Here is a 17,450-nt window from a genome sequence, read left to right as displayed (position 1 = left end):
AATGATGAAGCGAAACCTGAACACCAGCTACCGGCTGGTATGGAACGAGGTTCTGGGAGCATTTGTTGTTGTCTCAGAGCTGGCAAAAGCAAAAGGAAAGCGCAGCACTGCCGTTCTGGCGCTGGCAGTTGCCGGACTGGTGGCAAGTCCTTCCGCACTGGCCGACGATGCGCCGGGTAATATTAGCACTGTCGCTGTCGCTGCCGGAGACGTGGCGAGCAACACTGTTATCAGCAACCATGACACCCAGCTGGTATCCGGTACGGCAAACAACACGGTCATCAATACCGGTCAGGAATACGGTGATGATGAAGAGGCCAACAGCGGTGGTCAGTTTGTTCAGACCGGGGGTGTGGCAAACCAGACGACCATTAACGGTAATGGTCTGCAGGGTGTACTGGCAGGCGGCAGCGCCACGGACACCACCGTCAACAGCGGTGGTGGTCAGAGCGTACATGGTCAGGCGACAGATACGGTACTCAATGGCGGAGCGCAGTGGGTACACAACGGCGGCAGTGTATCCGGTACTGTCATTAATGAAGGCGGATATCAGCTGGTCAAAGCCGGAGCGCAGGCGACCGGTAACGTGATCAACACCGGTGCACAGGGTGGCCCGGATGCGGAAAACAGTGACGGAATGTTTGTCGCCGGTACGGCAACGGATACCACCATTAATGCGAATGGTCGTCAGATTATTGCCGTCGGTGGGCTTGCCACCGGCACAGTGATTAAAGCGGGCGGCGACCAGAGTGTGCACGGTTTGGCACACACGACTCGTCTTGATGGCGGCAATCAGTACGTACATACCGGTGCATCCGCAGCAGACACGGTAATCAATGCGGGCGGCTGGCAGGTGGTACAAAGCGGTGCGACAGCGGACAACACCACGGTTAACGCGGACGGCAAACTGCAGGTGAACGCAGGAGGAACCGCCACGAACGTTACCCAGAATGCCGGGGGCGCGCTGGTGACGAACACCAGTGCCACCGTGTCCGGGACCAACAGTCTGGGGGACTTCAGTGTTGATGCCGCGACTGCCAGCGCCACTAACGTGCTGCTGGAAAACGGCGGGCGTCTTGATGTGCTGGGTAACGGCAGCGCCGATACCACCACGGTTAATCAGGGCGGTATTCTGGCCGTGGCGACCGGTGGTAAGGCGCAGAACATCGTGATGCATGACGGCGGCGTACTGATTGCCGATACCGGCGCAACGGTCAGCGGTACGAACACCTCCGGCGCATTCGGCATTGACGGTGCAACCGGTAAGGCCAGCAACCTGCGTCTTGATAACGGCAGTCAGTTCACGGTACTGGGTAACGGCAGTGCGGATAACACCACCGTGGGGGCAGGCAGCACCCTGAATGTGGCGCTGGGTGGCACACTCACCGGCACCACCTCATTTGGCGACGGTGCATCGCTGACGGGGAATGCCATCAACAGCGGACAACTACACTTCAGTACGGGTAACGGTCAGAACGCGGTCATCAGCGGTTCGGTAAGCGGTGACGGGCAGCTACTCAAGGACGGTGACGGCACCCTGACGGTCAGCAACGGCACGCTGTCCCAGTCACAGGTAAACCTGAATCAGGGTACACTGGCACTGAATAATGCCATCATCAACAGCGATATCATCGCACAGTCCGGTACGCAGGTGCGCCTGACCGGCAACTCGGTCATGAACGGGGCGATTGACCCGACTGACGTCACCCTCGACAGCGGTGCCCGCTGGAATATTCAGCGTGGTGCAGCGGTGAAATCAGTGCTCGACAACCTGGACAATGCCGGAACCATCAGTTTTTCGCCCGCACAGGCAAACAGTCCGTTTGTCCCTGAAACGCTGACGGTCACGAATCTGACAGGACGCAACGGCACCCTTAACCTGTCTATTCGTCTTGATGACCCGGCCTTCCCGACCGATATGCTGGTCATTGACGGCGGGCAGGCAACCGGTAAAACCTGGCTGAATTTCACCAATGCCGGTGATGCAGGGCTGGGCCTGGCGACAACCGGTAACGGTATCAAAGTGGTGGAGGCGATTAACGGGGCCACTACCGAAGCCGGGGCTTTTGAACTGGGCCGCAAACTGCAGGCCGGGGCGTATAACTACACCCTGAGCCATGGCAGGGCTGATGAAAACTGGTATCTCTCCAGTGAAGCGGGCTACCGTGCCGAAGTTGCACTGTACTCTTCACTGTTCGCTCAGAGCATGGATTACGACCGCACACTGGCAGGGACATACAGCCAGCGCAGCGGTGCGGTGAACGACCAGGGGGTCTGGGGGCGTATTCAGGGCGGGCATACCCGGCATGACGGTAACGGCGGCATTGCCCGGGGCGACACCCCGGAAAGCAGCGGCAGCTACGGCTTCATCCAGCTCGGCGGGGACCTGCTGAAGCATGATACCGGCTCGCTTTCCCTGACCAGTGGCCTGTATGGTGCGGCAGGCCAGTCGCTGGTGGATGTGAAAAACGATGACCGCTCTGCGGCAGGCAGCGTGCGTGACACGGTGTACAGCCTCGGCGGGTATCTGACGGCGGTTCATGAAACCAGCGGACTGTGGGCCGATGTGGTGGCTCAGGGCTCCCGTCACAGCCTGAAGGCCAGCTCAGCGGATAACCGTTTTGATACTGACGGCACCGGCTGGCTGGCCTCTCTGGAAACCGGCTTGCCGTTCGGGGTGAGTCAGGGGCTGGTGCTGGAGCCTCAGTTGCAGTATGTCTGGCAGGGGCTGTCTCTGGATAACGGGCATGACAACGGCGGTTACGTGAACTTTGGTGACGGCAGTGCGCAGCATGTGCGGGCCGGGCTCCGTTTCGGCAGTTCGTCTGAAATGGACTTCGGCCAGGGCACCTCTGCAGTCGCAGGGTTTGCTGACAGCATGAAGCGCAGCGCAGGCGAGCTGCCGGTGAACTGGTGGGTGCGTCCTTCGGTCATCCGTACCTTCAGTTCAGACGGCGAGATGAGCATGGGTACCGCGACTGCAGGCAGCAATGTCAGCTTCACCCCGTCTCAGGATGGCACCTCGCTTGACCTGCAGGCGGGCATTGAAGCGCGGGTACGGCAGAATGTCGCGCTCGGCGTGCAGGCTGGTTATACCCGCAGCGTCAGCGGCAACAGTGCTGACGGTTACAACGGTCAGGCCACACTGAAGGTCGCCTTCTGATAATCCGGCCACTCTGACCAGAGTGGCATCAGCAGTCCCCATAGCCCCTGTTGCTCAGCCAGCAGGGGCTTTTTGCATTTAAGGAGCCCCTCATGCCTGAATCTCACTTACTGCCACCGGGGCCGTTCACCCGGCAGCAGGCCGAAGCCATTATCAGCCGGTACCACAACGTCACCATCGAAGATGACCAGAAAACGCATTTTCGTCTGGTTGTGCGTGACGATGATGGCTGCATGGTCTGGCGGGCATGGAATTTTGAACCGGATGCCGGTGAAGGTCTTGACCGCTATATTCGCAGGTCAGGCATCCGCACTGATACTTTCCCCCGCTGACGCCAAATCATTTACCAGCAACATTTCACCTTTCCGGACACACTTTATTACCCCATACGCCAGCCATCGCCGCTGGCGTTTTTTATTAACGGAGATATTTACATGACAACAGCGACACAGTACGGCCTCGTACCCGCTAACGAATCCGATTTCAAACTTACAGCAACGCAGGTTCCCGACGAACAGCGTCTCGATTTCTGGCCGCAGCACTTTGGCTCTATCCCACAATGGATAACGCTGGAGCCCCGCATTTTCGCCTGGATGGACCGCTTCTGTGATGAGTACAGCGGTGGTATCTGGTCCTTTTACACGCTCAGCAATGGCGGAGCGTTTATGGCCCCTGATGCTGACAGTGACGATAAATGGCATCTGTTCAACGGCATGAACGGCAATGGTGCGGAAATGAGCGCAGAAGCCGCTGGTATCGCTGTCTGCCTGATTGAATACAGCCACCATGCCTGCCGTACAGAATGTGACGCGATGACCGCACGCTATTACCGACTGCGGGACTATGCCCTGCAGCATCCTGAAGCTCACGCCATTCTGCGTATCATCGACTGAACGGAGGAACAACGGATGAAACAGCTTTCCTTTTTACCCGGCGAGATGACGCCACAGGACCGGCGTCTCATTCAGCGGGCGCTCAGGGCTCTGGAGCGGCACCTGCATGAGCCAGGGGTATCCTTCACCTCCACTCATGCCGTTCGGGAGTGGTTGCGACTGCATATGGCCGCACTTGAGCGGGAAGAGTTTCGGGTGCTGTATCTGGATAACCAGAACCAGCTTATCGCCCATGAGACCCTCTTTAGTGGCACGATTAACCGCACCGAGGTCCATCCCCGGGAAGTAGTCAAACGTGCACTGCACTTCAATGCGGCGGCGGTGATACTGGCGCATAACCATCCTTCCGGCGAGACGACGCCCAGCCAGGCTGACAAAGCCCTCACGCAACGACTGGTTCAGGTACTTCAACTGGTGGATATCCGTGTCCCTGACCATCTGATTGTTGGTGGCAGGCAAATCTATTCGTTCGCAGAACACGGCCTGCTTTGAGGTATTACATGAAAATTATCAGTAAACGCAGGGCAATGACGATATACCGCCAGCATCCTGAGTCCCGAATCTTTCGCTACTGCACCGGAAAATATCAGTGGCACGGTAGCGTCTGTCATTACACCGGCAGGGATGTTCCGGATATCACAGGAGTCCTGGCTGTGTACGCCGAACGCCGCCAGGACCGCAACGGGCCTTATGCCTGCCTGATGAGTATTACCCTGAACTGACAATAAAGGAGGTTATCAATGAGTAACATCACATGGGGCCTGCAGCGGGATATCACGCCGCGCCTGGGGGCACGTCTGCTTCAGGAGGGCAACCGGCTGCACTATCTGGCTGACCGGGCCAGTATCACCGGTAAATTCAGCGAAGCAGAATGTCTTAAGTTGAATGTGGTATTTCCGCATTTTATCAGTCAGATGGAATCGATGGTGACCACCGGTGAGCTCAGTCCCCAACACGCCCATTGCGTCACCCTGTACCACAACGGTTTTACCTGCGAAGCCGATACTCTTGGCAGTTGCGGCTACGTATACATCGCTGTTTATCCCACTCAACGCTAACTTAATTTCACGAGAACAAACATGAAAACTCTACCTGCTACAATTTCGCGGGCGGCGAAGCCCTGTCTGTCGCCCGTTGCAGTCTGGCAAATGCTACTGACACGCCTGCTGGAGCAACACTATGGCCTGACGCTGAACGACACACCATTCAGTGATGTAACCGTTATTCAGGAGCATATCAACGCCGGTATTACGCTGGCTGATGCCGTTAACTTTCTGGTGGAAAAGTACGAACTGGTTCGTATCGATCGCAGAAGTTTTAACTGTCAGGAGCAATCACCTTATATTCGGGCGGTAGATATTTTACGGGCAAGACAGGCAACTGGCCTGTTGCGACAAAGCCGTAACAACGCAGTACGGTGAATATTGCGTACAACCTCCCGATTTACATTCCCGATCTTTCTTCCTTATTTACTCATTGCATAATGCGCCTGCCATTCCCGGCAGGCGCGTTTGCTTTTATACGGACAAAAATAATGCAAACTGAAGCTGAAGTTTTAACAGATCATAATGAGCTAATTTGCTCGACCAGTATTGAACGTATCGTCACAGGACGTGATACTGCGCTAAAACAAATAGAGGCGCTAATCCGCCAGCTTGATGATATTTCCCGATTGACCTCCAGCATTGGCGGTGACGTGGCAGATCACTGGGCAATGAGACAAGGGCATTCCTTTGACTGTTGGCTGGTACAACCTGTAGACAGGGCAATGCCGGTGATCGCCCACAATATCGATCGCAGCATCTGGCGCGATCTAATGTTGAAGTCCGGGATGCTGACGTTAATGGACGCAGAGGCGCGTAGTCAGTGGGCGAAGAACCTCGAAGAGGGTGATCTCCCGGCAATCAGTGAAGCCAACATCCTAAGCACCTTTGAACAACTCCACCACAATAAACAGGATGTTTTCGAACGTGGAATTATCAACGTATTTAAAGGGCTAAGCTGGGACTACAAAACCAACAATCCTTGCTGTTTTGGCAAGAAGATTATCGTCAACAATCTGGTGAAGCATGACCGATGGGGCTACAGCCTGAACTGGGGCTGGCGGCGCGATCAGTTAGCCGATCTGGAACGTATGCTGTATTTGCTGGATGGTAAAACCATCCCTGATAATCGGCACGATATCTCCATTCGGTTCATGGATTTTGTTCGCGATAATCCACATCAACAGGTCTTCGAGGATGATTTCTTTAGCATTCGTTATTTTCAGAAAGGCAGCGGACATATCACGTTTAAACGCCTTGATCTGGTGGAGAGGATGAATGATATCGTAGCAAAACATTTTCCTGGAGCGCTACCTGCAAGATAACCTGAGTAGATTATGGGTTTCTGGCATAATCATTGCGGCCAAGAACTCTCAACAGGCTACTACGTAACCTGTAAGTCTAATTTACAAGTTCAGCAGGGAGAGCATCGCCAGACGCTGGCAAACTGAATATGCGAAACTTCAATTGTTCGGTTTTACCAAACAACTCGGCGTTAAACAGAAGTCGGAGGCGAAAAGGATATTGCCACTTTACTACAGGCCAAAAAGTAGCTCTGGATGCCTCTGCTCTCCACAAGCAAAATCATTTGGGGGTGCTTATGGGGGTTACTCATTTATCCAATACGAAATATCAATATTAAATCAATGAGTTAAGCACCAAATGCGACTCCTGTGATCTTCCGCCAAAATCTTTATTTTTTAATGATTTTTTTGTAATGGGCTGTTGATTCTTCTATCCATCCAGGTTGTTCTAAGTTTTTAATAACCCACTGTATGAATTTCTCAGAATAACGATGTCTATTATCAATAGTATAATGCATATCAGATCGTTTAGATTTCTGTATATTATGCTTCTTAATAATTGCGGTAAAAGAAAACCTTGTGAGCACAATATTCTTCTGTTGACTATTTATTTTTTCAATTGCTGAACCTTGGTAATATGGATGGGTTATATCAGGATCTCTAGTTTCTCGAATAATTATTGCATTGCTACCTTGATTTCCTAAACCCAATGACAAATCACTATCTTTCTCACATTTAGTAAGTGTAAGCTTGTAGTCAATTGATATACTAAATTCATTCGAGTTTTGTTCTTTAGTGGCTTTATGAAATCTTGTCAGAAACTCACTTGCAACATTTGCAGTCATTTCACCATAGTTTTCTTTAATAGTGGCTATATCACTTTTAGGACCATCCACAACTAAGCTTAACATTCCGACACTCTGTCCAGCTAATGGTGACATACCTGTTTCTTTCAAATAACGCTGTTGATAATTTAAAACATTAGCCTGAAAAAGACGAGAAAGCTCCGGTTGTAATTCAGGTAATAATAAGTGTATAGCGCCATCTCTAAGTTCAATTAAAGTATCTAGATTTTTCTTAACAGGATCATTTTGCTGCAACCTTTTGTTAATTGCATCCGTTACACTTATAGAATATCCATTTTTCTTAAAAACTGAATCCATGCCTGAGTACTTAAGTATTTCCGCTTTTAACAATAGCTCCCAAGCATTCACTGATAGTATACAAAATGCTTCTACTCGATTATCAAGTGTTGGTCTATTATAGACTTCTAATGATAAAACAAAAGCATCCAAACTTCTTTTTAGCAGTGACTTATAAATTTTTAATTCTGGCGTTAGACTTTTTGCTTTTAAAGATTGTGACATTAAACTTATAAAATCATCATTGGATATTCGCTGTATTCCTTCACACTTCCATAATTTACCATTTAAACTATTTACATATATTCCGTTTAATTTCTCATTTATATATTTTCTTATACTGTTTTCAGTATAACCAGTTTCAGCAGCTAAATCAGCAATAGTGAATAATTTCTTAGTTTTTTCAAAACTCCTTAATACATCCAATAATTTCAATTGGTTAGCTGTTCGAGCCATTTCAAATTCCTTCTCAAATAGTTAATTCATATGAAAATTACCCGTTGGGTTTAATACCCTTATTCCGCAAAGCCTCCCTCGCCAGTTCCTTCAACCAACTGGCGAGACTTACCCCTTCCTCCGCCGCCACAGCATCAAGTTGCTCCTTCAATGCCGGATCAATACGCATTTTGAACTGCGGTGATTGACCACCACCTTTTGGTTTTTTTTCGCGCGATATGATTGACATGGGGCCACCTATACAACTATCTTAACCACATAGGAGGCCACCTAAAAGCCTTCTACACTAGCAACGCCCCGTTGTGCGGGAACACAGCCGGAGCGTCTAACCTCACCAACTATCAAGGAGTTGATTATGGCTGATTCGCATTCTACCCCAGACACAGACCAATCCGGAACCGAGCGCTCGTTAATTGTGGGATACCGCCCGAATGTTTTCGACAAATCCACACCCAAAATTATTCTTTCCGGCAAGTGGCTACGCGAAGCGGGGTTTGATACCGGGCAACAGATTACCGTAAAAGTGATGAATGGCTGTATCGTCCTGATGGTCTATGGCGAGCAGGAGCAACGGTTGCAGGACGAGTTGAAAGAGGCGCATCAGAAGTTGAATAGAATTGGGAGCACGCTGGCGACTCTTCAGTGAAGTGCGGCTGAACCTGTAAGCGTTAATTACAGGTTTTCCAGATGCCGGATAGCGCTAACGCTTATCCGGCCTTCTTTCAAAATGAATTACCCGTCCAAAATCAATCATCTAAATTATATATGGATATTTTAAATTCAACCGCGGAATAAGTTATTTATTTTTATCTATTATTAATGCCTTTACTATTGCAAACCAATCGTAAAAACCTTTATATGTTATTTTTTAACAAAGTGGACTATTAAAATGGCAATTCCTGCTTATCTCTGGCTCAAAGACGATGGTGGTGCTCCTATAAAGGGTTCTGTTGATGTAAACAATCGCGAACGCTCAATCGAGGTGACATCGTTTAGCCATAACCTTTATATCCCAACGGATGGTAACACAGGAAAGCTTACTGGCACACGTGTGCACGGCGCACTGATTTTTGAGAAGGAATTCGATAGCGCTTCCCCTTATCTTTTTAAAGCCGTTGCCACAGGGCAAAGCTTGCAATCGGCCGAATTCAAATGGTACGAGATCAATGATGCAGGTCAGGAAGTAGAGTACTACAACATGCTCCTCGAAGGGGTTAAAGTTGTATCCGTAACACCGATGATGCATGACACTAAAACTGTCATCAATGTTGGTCATAGAGAACAAGTACAGCTACGTTACGATAAAATCACCTGGCACTATCTCGATGGGAACATTCAATATTCAGATGCCTGGAATGAACGCATAACCGAATAAGTGAAATCATATGGACACTGTCGAAGAGCTTAACGGTACATATTTCTACAGAGGGTTTGCTAATCTTTCAGCAGGAGAACTTCTTTTCTGGATTTTCCTAGATGAAACAAGTGAACAATTTGGCGTAAATGATTATATGACCTTGGGTCTAATTTTACTTGGTCAACCTACGATCGCAACCAGAGGTAAGCCGATAGGGGCAACTGCAGGGACATCACCACTGAGCTCTCAGTTACGACATTGGTTAAATATAGAAACTAGACGTTTACCCACCCTAACTACAGGAAGTATAAGACGATTAAAATTTGCATATGTAACAAATCTGGGCGCTTTTGTTGGAAGATGGATTCCAATATTGGGGATTGTCATAATGGCTTATGACGTGACTGCGATTTCATACAAAGTCACAATTAAATATAACACCATAGCCAGAGGTAAAGATAAGCTATGGTAAGTGATGATGATATCATCGCCTGGTACGATGAAACATTTAATAAACCCAGCTTATTCTTTAAAAAGCGTTGGCCAGTCACTCTCGATACCAGTCTTTCAACGGGAGATTATGTGTGGGCCAGTGAAACGGGCGCAGACATCATGGATGCTTACTTTGCAACTTTCAATGTTGATTGCGCCAATTTCGATTTCTATAAATATTGGCCTATTGAGACATTCATACTTTATGCAATGTTTACCTGTAGCAGAGATGACGATGAGCCACAGCCATTAACACTCCGCATGCTGGCAGAGTCTGCAAAAGCGGGTAAATGGCTTTATGACTGAACCTTATTGACGGATGCCATTTATCCGACCTACCGCTTCCCCAAAAAATAAAGCCGCCGATCGGTTAATCAGCGGCTTTCTGTCACCTGCAGTTACGTCAGAAGTTATATTTCACGCCCAGCATACCGCGAGTATCGCTGTAGCCTTTGTCACCAACCTGTTGGGCCACGTTGCTCCACACGTTGAGGCGCGGAGTGATTTGACCTTCAACGCCGACTTTCAGCTCGCCAATGTTCTTGGTGCCACGCATGTCGTTGCTCACATCATCCATCTTCACGCGAGTCGTCTGCGTGTTGTGGATCCAGTTGGCTTCAACAAACGGCTGGAACTCACGAGATTTACCGTCGTCGATGGCGTTGTGACCGTTGATAAAGGCTTTTACCCCCAGACGGGTCATCAGGTTGCCATCGGTGTTGTCCTTCACGCGGGTGCCGTTCGCTTCGCGGTGGCTGTCGGCCTGCACGTCCATCCACACCACCTGAGCTTTCGGTTGCAGCCAATAGCTGTTGCGCTCGTTTTCACCCAGTTTGAAGCTGTAACCGGCTTCAACAGAAGCGGTGATCCCGCTGGATTTATATTTCTCCGTCGCCTGCTCCTGACCCATCACCTTGTTATCAAACCAGTTGTACAGCATCCAGGTGTCTACATAAGTGCCGGTCTTGTCAGCGTCATTGGCATACCAGGTGCCGTACAGTCCCACGCTGTAACCAGTGACCTGACCACGTGAATGGTAGCCGGTCAGACTGGACTGCGTGCGGTTCTGGCTGTTGGCATAACCAGCCATCGCGCCGAGGTGCCAGCGGTCGAGGCCATCGCTACTCCACTGCGCCAGGTCACCGCCTAACTGCAAGACATAGCTGTTGCTTTGGGTTTTCAACTGCCCGCTACCGTCTTTGAAGCGGGTATGTGCCCCGACGTTACGCATCCACAGACTGGTGACTTTTTTCTCGCCCGTCAGCATATCGACGTACTGCGTTTCCCCCAGACGATCGTGGAGTCGGGTCATGAACAGCGTGTTAGCAGCGTAGTTGTTCGCCAGATAACTGCCTGCTTCCGGGCGGTACTGCTGCTCAGTGACAGGGGGCGCAACAGGTTCTTCCGGCTCAGGGATAATCGGGTCGACAGGATCGACCGGGTCTGGGTCAACAGGACCTGGGTCAATAGGGTCAACCGGGTCCGGGTCAACGGGATCTGGGTCAATAGGGTCAACCGGGTCCGGATCGACGGGGTCCGGCTCTTCCGGATCCGGCGGAGCAGGAATAAAGCTGGTCAGATACCAGTTGCTGCCCTTTTGCTCCACGTTATAGTCGTACGCACCGGCAACAATACGGCCCGCTTTCTCAAAAGTACCGTCAGAATTACCGGCCACTTCGATGATCTCAATACCTTCAACGGTTTGCGCCCCAGTTCCGCCGATATTGTTCACCGCCACAAACGCGTTACCCGCGGTGTTGCCGAGCACTTTCAGCTTGTCGGTTTCGGAGGTATCGTCATTCAGGACGGTATTGAAAACGAGTTTTCCGCCGTTGCCGGTAAAATCTTCATTGATAGTAAGCGTCTGCCACGGTTCGCCGTCAGCATGCCCAAAGTTCACCACTGACCCGCCGTTCAGCGTCAGGTCAGTGAGCGTTGAGCTGTTGGTCATGTTCCAGGTCGCATCGCTCATTTGCAGCGAGATAACCCCCGTCCCGGCAGTGGCGCTGGTGACGTATGACGCCCCACTCCACAACGAGTTGTCGGTCATATTGAGTTTGATGGTACTGTTTTGCTGCGGCTGGGTGTTGTTTGCGGCAGTAGCACCGGCTGCGTGAAGATCGCCGTCGATAAGGAAACGCCCGCCAGCAGAACCGTCGACGATACCGCCCGTTTCTGTACTGATGGCATAGCTTTCATTGCTGTGATTGCCCGCCATAGCAATAGTAGCGCCGCCACCGAGATTTACCGTGCCGCGTGAAATCGCATACAGGCCGCGTGGGGCCTTGCTGAATGAGTAAACTTTATCGATGCTGTTAACACGAATCGTCGCATTATCACCCAGATTCACCGTCGCATTATAGGAATAGACCGCATGGGCGCTGGCTCCGCTCACCGAAATAGTGGCGTTATTGCCCAGTTCCGTTTTGGAAGATGAGGCGGCGTAGACCCCTATTGAGGAAGTGCCCGATGTCTCGATGGTGGCGTCATTGCCAAGGCGGATTGAGGACCCGCTCTGTCCGGAGCGGATTCCCTCTGAGCTGTTACCGGTAGTCACAATGTGGGCACGATCGCCGACAATAATCGTATTTTTGGCAAGCGTTGCGTCTCTAAACGCGTTGGCGGTGATGCCACGTCCCTGGTTACCGGTGGTTTGAATATACAGATCGTCGCCGACGTAGATGTTTGCTGAGCCTATCCCACCCTGACCGATGGCGTTGTATCCGGCGTTAATACCGTCACCATCCTGGCCATCTACATAAATACTTGTGCGATCCCCGGTGATAATAAAGACTGGATTATCCGGCGTATTAGCCCCGTGCGTGCGGATACCGTCAACATCTTTACCATTATTAGCGGCATTCTTTGACTGTGTGCGAATCGTCAGGTCGTCACCGAAAATAACGCCCGGGCTACCCGTCGCGCTGTTCTGAATAACGGTAACAGAGTGCTCAAAAGCTTCTCCTCCTGGCCCATTCAGCGTTAACCCATGGCCAAAAACGGGAATGGTGTCGGCACTCCACTGATAAACATAATTCGGTGTAGCGCTGGTTTTTTTGAAACTGTCATTCGCCTGTGCAGGAAATAAAGCCTGCAACTCCGGCGAAAGACTGCTCACCAATCCACTGGCAGGAAGACTATCAATATCAATCCAGGCCGCGTGGGTTGAAAATACCATTGACGTTAACGCGGTTGATACCGCTATCGCAATGCGTGAGTAATGCTTAGGTTTTTTCATAATAGCCTCCTGCTTTCGGGCGTAGGGCGTCCACCACATCGCAAAGATGTGAAAATAGTAAAAATCAAAAATGCGTTATAAAATATTAGACAGTATTTGATGAATGCTATGGCCTAATTTATCTTCAAGCCTGAGCTTGTAGACATATATTTTCTTAATATCTATATTATCTATTTTGGTAATTTGCTGAATACTTTTCCCTGACACAAATCGCTTCAGTAATATCATTTCTGTATAGTTGAGTGAGCGTCCGCGTTTACTGTTCGCAAGGTGGCCGGTAAATAATCGGCGAATTTTCTGATGCTGAACTTCATCATCATCATCGGAATATATAATCCCTTGTATTTTATTGCTTTTCGACAGCCAGTAGTTGGCTAACGGCGCGAGATTCCTGTCCGCTATCAACACAATATACATACCGCTGTAGGCCAGCCGGTCAACCCATTGCGCATCGGCGAACAGGCGCAGGTTTGGGAAGGAAAAGTCCACAAAAATAAACCCACGCGACAAATGATTTTGATTATTAAGGAGAAGTTTTTCAATAATTCCTTTTTGCAGAAAACTATTTCCCTCTGGCCAGATCGCAAAAGTGGCTCGGTGACAGTAGCTGGCGCGTACCACAGTATCCGGAAATAATTGACAGGATAATTCACAGCTTATGCAACGAACACTCTGTGATGGTGATCTCTTCATCAAAAATGACTCCTGTTATTTTTCCATAAATATTTCATTGGTAAATAAATGTGTCAATCCGACACGTATGACATTCCTTGTCAGTTAATAACAGTGACACTTAAAAAATGTAATAAACTCCTGATACGCTATTATGAATAGGCTGTAAGCAATGCGATTGCGCTAAGCTTTTTTCTGCTTTATCTAAGAATAACAGTCTGGGCATTAGGAATTTTATGCATAAATCCAAATCCCAGAATAAACATTAAAAAAGCACTATTTGCTAAAAATTAACCAATGAAAGGGGCTCTTATTAATTACACAATCCTGATAACTCAATCCCCCTTGAAGTGCTGTTGATAAATATAATGAGAATTCAGATAAAACTGTAATGAATTCTCATTATTTAACATTAGTTAATACTCACCTAAGAATTTACAAGCGTAACACATTGTATTTAAAGTATTTTTAATCCTTGAGTGAAATTCTTATCTTCGATCACGTACAAAGAGTGAGGCATATTCACGATTTGGATGTAAAATTTAAGGTATGTGTAGGCACACGCGGTGATACGTTATAGTTACTGAGGGCTGGGCAATTGTACCTTATCAATCAGTTGGTCGAATTTAATCCTGACAGCAAAAGTCTGGTCAATCGTCAGACCGGGCGCGCAATACAACTTCAGCTCCCAGCTTCGCTTTGCTTTCTCTATTTAATTACTCACGCAAGTGACATTGTTTCGCAGAACACATTGATAAAAGTGGGTTGGGGTGAGAGAAATAATGTGACCACAACCAACACATTTTACCAGGCTATTCTGACGCTACGTAACGCGCTGGCGGATGTGGGTCTGCCACGTGATACGGTGAAAACTATTTCTCGACGCGGACTCAGATTAAATGAAAATACGCAGGTAGAGGCGATAACGCATCCTCAGAGTGAAGTTTTCCAGTCACCGCTAATAGAGGAATACGCGCCCCCAAAGATAATTCCTCCCGCGGCACAACAAACGACGCGGGTCCCCTGGTGGAATATTATATTTAGCGCTGGCATCGTTATTGCCACATTGATTATCTGGCTGGTGTGGTATCAGACACGTCCTGTTATGCCGTTTAGTAAATTCATTTCTGTTTCTATGCAGGTCCCATCTCGGCAAAACTGTAAAATTTATTACTCACTGAATGATCACGATCAGGAAAATTATTTCAATCTGATGCAACTGCACCCTTCTCTCTGTGAAAACAACAAGCATGTTTTCCTTTCCGGCTACCGTAAAGCGGAGAGGATCGTGGCATTTGTTTGTGATAAAGATGCACGGGTAGATGCGCACGCGTTTTGTACTACCCATTATTACTGGATGCGCGGGCAATGAAAAAAATACACCACCTTATTTTAATCGTAATCGGCGTGGCGACATTGCTCGGCTCAGGCGGATGGCTATGGCATTCACGCTATGCCGAAAAGCAGCTAAATTGCGTTGGAAATGTCGAATGGAATATTGGCAGCAACCGCTTTGCAGGTACGGTTTCATTTCGGATGTACAAAGATGCAGGGCTAGCGACCATTACCGGAAAACTGTACGGACGTAATACCTCAGACATTAGCAGGAACATCTATTTCAGTTATACCCGGCAGCACGAAGCCCGAGTGCTACAGGCAATGCAGGTGGTCAAAACCTTCGCTGACAGCGCCGATGAAGCTGATATTAACAACACATTACCCGGATTTTACCGTCAAAGCGGACGAAACCTGAGCCTGGTTATGGAGGAGTATAAGGGCGCATGGATTTTTGCCAGCTCAAATGTCCCCTCGCTGTATTGCCGCAAAAGGTAACGTCATATCCGGATACAAAAAGCACGCCCCCTTCAATAGAATTCATATTTGCCATCATCGACTTACGCGACATGGGTCACTGAATCCACTCATATCCCATTGCTATTCTTCATCCCGAATCAGGAAACATCCTGAATACCACGATATCCATTGCGCAATAATTAAGCGAAATGGGCGTTTTATTTTGCCCAGAAGACTTCAACCTACGGATGGATATTTGGAGAAGACGTGGACAGGGGCGTTTATCTCTCTCGCGAGCAATGTCTGAGCGTTCAGGCGTTATCGCATTTCAGGAAACGGTGTGTTTCCGGTGTATTTTTGGCGTACATATGAGGGATACGTAATGTTTACTTTTAAAAAGTGCCTGATTGCACTTTCTATAAATTTGGCCGTTGTTTCATCAGGTTTTGCTTGTACGACCCTATTGGTCGGTAATGAAGCATCAGCGGACGGCTCCATGCTGGTAGCCCGTAGCGCTGACAGTGATGCCCTGAAAGCGCAGCATTTTGTCATTCATCCGGCCAAGCAGAATCAGACCGGGATATACAGCACCAAAGCACATAATGGCGCGAATGACTTTACCTGGCCGCTACCCAAAAACTCTCTGCGTTATACCACCGTTCCAAACTGGAAAACCCAACTGCACGGCGCGACCGGATTTAACGAATTGGGCGTTGGCGTGAGCGGTACAGAATCTATTTTTGCCTCAGCAAAAGCGCTGGCTGCCGACCCCTACGTTGAAGATAAAGGGATCACCGAAGATGATATCCCGGATATTCTGTTGTCCCAGAGCAAAACCGCGCGTGAAGCCGTGGCGTTACTGGGTCATATCGTTGAGACCGTCGGCGCTGGGGAAGGTTTTGGCGTGGCCGTCGTCGACGATAACGAAATCTGGTACCTGGAAACCGGCAGCGGTCACCAGTGGATGGCGCAGCGCCTGCCGAATAACCAGTATTTTGCCACTGGTAATCAGGGCCGCTTACAGGATTACGACCCTAAAAACCCAGACATGATGGCGTCAAAAAACCTGATTCAATTTGCGACCGAAAAAGGTCTGTACGAACCGGCAAAAGATGGCAAATTCAACTTCTCCAAAGCCTATACCCGTGATGATGAGCGTGACCGCACGTATAACGATCCTCGCGTATGGACCATCCAGAAAGAGTTCAATCCTTCCGTAAATCAGGATATGGCCAAAGGGCGCGAATTCCCGGTGTTCATGACGCCAGAGAAGAAGATGACGCTGGATGATGTGAAGGCCGTGCTGCGTAACCATTACGAAGGCACCAGCCATGACCCGTACACCAACGGTCTGAACGGCAAAGAGCCATGGCGTCCGGTTAGCGTCTTCCGCACCTATGAAGCACACGTGATGCAGGTCCGTCCGTGGTTGCCAAAAGAGATTGGTGAAACGACCTACATTGGTCTGGGTATGGCCGACCTCACCGCGTTTGTTCCGTACTACAGCGGCCTGAAAGCGTATCCGGCAAACTATACGATGGGCACCGATAAAGCGGACGATCAGTCCATTTACTGGAAATACCGTAAGTTACAGACGCTGACGATGACCGATTATCCGAAGCTCGCGCCAATCGTCAAAAAAGCCTACAAAGCATGGGAAGATAAAGTGGCTAAGGAGCAAAAAGAGGTCGAAGCAAAATATCTGAAGATGGCAAAAACCGATAAACCTGCCGCAGATAAGATGCTGAATGACTTCAACCTGCGCATCATGGCCGATGCCGAGAAGCTGACGGAAGATCTGACTAATCAGCTGTTTACCATCCGCACTAAAGACATTCAGTCTGATATCTTCTTTGCAAACGCTGCGAAAAAAGACTGAGTAACGACACGATGACA

At 49.3% G+C, this 17,450-nt stretch carries 19 protein-coding genes; 15 read left to right on the top strand and 4 right to left on the bottom strand.

Annotation, left to right across the window (positions count from 1 at the left end):
- Positions 1 to 4: 4 nt before the first annotated feature.
- The 8 genes from HV350_RS00320 (at position 5) to HV350_RS00285 (ending at position 6,424) form a co-directional block, all read left to right on the top strand.
- Positions 5 to 3,163, top strand: a complete 3,159-nt coding sequence (locus HV350_RS00320) for an AIDA repeat-containing protein (protein WP_181630609.1) — start codon at positions 5 to 7, stop codon at positions 3,161 to 3,163.
- 92 nt (positions 3,164 to 3,255) lie between these two features.
- Positions 3,256 to 3,495 carry a DUF905 domain-containing protein gene (locus tag HV350_RS00315; protein ID WP_181629565.1) on the top strand — a complete coding sequence of 80 codons (240 nt, stop codon included), beginning with the start codon at positions 3,256 to 3,258 and terminating at the stop codon, positions 3,493 to 3,495.
- Positions 3,496 to 3,597: 102 nt separating this feature from the next.
- Positions 3,598 to 4,056: an antirestriction protein gene (locus HV350_RS00310; protein ID WP_181629564.1), complete on the top strand. Its 459-nt coding sequence runs from the start codon at positions 3,598 to 3,600 to the stop codon at positions 4,054 to 4,056.
- 15 nt (positions 4,057 to 4,071) lie between these two features.
- Positions 4,072 to 4,548 carry a RadC family protein gene (locus tag HV350_RS00305; protein ID WP_181629562.1) on the top strand — a complete coding sequence of 159 codons (477 nt, stop codon included), beginning with the start codon at positions 4,072 to 4,074 and terminating at the stop codon, positions 4,546 to 4,548.
- Positions 4,549 to 4,556: 8 nt separating this feature from the next.
- Positions 4,557 to 4,778, top strand: a complete 222-nt coding sequence (locus HV350_RS00300) for a DUF987 domain-containing protein (RefSeq protein ID WP_000691995.1) — start codon at positions 4,557 to 4,559, stop codon at positions 4,776 to 4,778.
- Positions 4,779 to 4,796: 18 nt separating this feature from the next.
- Entirely contained in the window at positions 4,797 to 5,114 is a 318-nt protein-coding gene (locus HV350_RS00295; RefSeq protein WP_181629561.1) for a type IV toxin-antitoxin system YeeU family antitoxin, read from the top strand.
- Between the two features lie 21 nt (positions 5,115 to 5,135).
- Complete coding sequence (locus HV350_RS00290; protein WP_181629560.1) at positions 5,136 to 5,477, top strand: TA system toxin CbtA family protein; 342 nt, start codon at positions 5,136 to 5,138, stop codon at positions 5,475 to 5,477.
- Between the two features lie 113 nt (positions 5,478 to 5,590).
- Positions 5,591 to 6,424 carry a DUF4942 domain-containing protein gene (locus HV350_RS00285; protein ID WP_181629558.1) on the top strand — a complete coding sequence of 278 codons (834 nt, stop codon included), beginning with the start codon at positions 5,591 to 5,593 and terminating at the stop codon, positions 6,422 to 6,424.
- 368 nt (positions 6,425 to 6,792) lie between these two features.
- Here the strand turns inward: HV350_RS00285 and HV350_RS00280 are convergent, their stop codons facing one another.
- Positions 6,793 to 8,001, bottom strand: a complete 1,209-nt coding sequence (locus HV350_RS00280; protein WP_181629557.1) for a DUF3644 domain-containing protein — start codon at positions 7,999 to 8,001, stop codon at positions 6,793 to 6,795.
- 37 nt (positions 8,002 to 8,038) lie between these two features.
- Positions 8,039 to 8,230, bottom strand: a complete 192-nt coding sequence (locus HV350_RS00275) for a toxin-antitoxin system HicB family antitoxin (RefSeq protein WP_049042829.1) — start codon at positions 8,228 to 8,230, stop codon at positions 8,039 to 8,041.
- A gap of 126 nt (positions 8,231 to 8,356) precedes the next feature.
- Between HV350_RS00275 and HV350_RS00270 the strand changes: the two genes are divergently transcribed.
- The 4 genes from HV350_RS00270 to HV350_RS00255 all read left to right on the top strand — a co-directional run bounded on the left by HV350_RS00270 (position 8,357) and on the right by HV350_RS00255 (position 10,156).
- Complete coding sequence (locus HV350_RS00270) at positions 8,357 to 8,647, top strand: SymE family type I addiction module toxin (RefSeq protein ID WP_049042830.1); 291 nt, start codon at positions 8,357 to 8,359, stop codon at positions 8,645 to 8,647.
- Between the two features lie 243 nt (positions 8,648 to 8,890).
- Positions 8,891 to 9,376, top strand: coding sequence for a type VI secretion system tube protein TssD (tssD, locus tag HV350_RS00265; protein ID WP_040231549.1), 486 nt, complete (start codon positions 8,891 to 8,893; stop codon positions 9,374 to 9,376).
- A 10-nt stretch (positions 9,377 to 9,386) separates the two neighbouring features.
- A complete protein-coding gene (locus HV350_RS00260; protein ID WP_049042695.1) occupies positions 9,387 to 9,830 on the top strand; it encodes an STM2901 family protein in 444 nt (147 codons plus the stop codon).
- A complete protein-coding gene (locus HV350_RS00255; protein WP_040231546.1) occupies positions 9,824 to 10,156 on the top strand; it encodes a DUF1493 family protein in 333 nt (110 codons plus the stop codon). The genes HV350_RS00260 and HV350_RS00255 overlap by 7 nt, the downstream gene beginning before the upstream one ends.
- A gap of 97 nt (positions 10,157 to 10,253) precedes the next feature.
- On the opposite strand, the gene misL is transcribed toward HV350_RS00255, so the two are convergent.
- Both misL and HV350_RS00245 read right to left on the bottom strand, forming a co-directional pair.
- Positions 10,254 to 13,088: an intestinal colonization autotransporter adhesin MisL gene (gene misL, locus HV350_RS00250; protein WP_181629555.1), complete on the bottom strand. Its 2,835-nt coding sequence runs from the start codon at positions 13,086 to 13,088 to the stop codon at positions 10,254 to 10,256.
- 75 nt (positions 13,089 to 13,163) lie between these two features.
- Entirely contained in the window at positions 13,164 to 13,781 is a 618-nt protein-coding gene (locus HV350_RS00245) for a helix-turn-helix transcriptional regulator (RefSeq protein WP_181629554.1), read from the bottom strand.
- 577 nt (positions 13,782 to 14,358) lie between these two features.
- Between HV350_RS00245 and HV350_RS00240 the strand changes: the two genes are divergently transcribed.
- The 3 genes from HV350_RS00240 (at position 14,359) to HV350_RS00230 (ending at position 17,433) form a co-directional block, all read left to right on the top strand.
- Positions 14,359 to 15,132 carry a winged helix-turn-helix domain-containing protein gene (locus HV350_RS00240; RefSeq protein ID WP_049282829.1) on the top strand — a complete coding sequence of 258 codons (774 nt, stop codon included), beginning with the start codon at positions 14,359 to 14,361 and terminating at the stop codon, positions 15,130 to 15,132.
- Complete coding sequence (locus tag HV350_RS00235; protein WP_016155024.1) at positions 15,129 to 15,593, top strand: hypothetical protein; 465 nt, start codon at positions 15,129 to 15,131, stop codon at positions 15,591 to 15,593. The genes HV350_RS00240 and HV350_RS00235 overlap by 4 nt, the downstream gene beginning before the upstream one ends.
- Positions 15,594 to 15,936: 343 nt before the next feature.
- Positions 15,937 to 17,433 carry a C69 family dipeptidase gene (locus HV350_RS00230; protein WP_047498724.1) on the top strand — a complete coding sequence of 499 codons (1,497 nt, stop codon included), beginning with the start codon at positions 15,937 to 15,939 and terminating at the stop codon, positions 17,431 to 17,433.
- The last annotated feature ends 17 nt before the right edge of the window (positions 17,434 to 17,450 follow it).

The sequence above is a fragment of the Citrobacter sp. RHBSTW-01013 genome (genome assembly GCF_013781985.1).
Taxonomy (GTDB): domain Bacteria; phylum Pseudomonadota; class Gammaproteobacteria; order Enterobacterales; family Enterobacteriaceae; genus Citrobacter; species Citrobacter braakii.
This window is presented reverse-complemented; position numbering and strand designations above follow the sequence as displayed.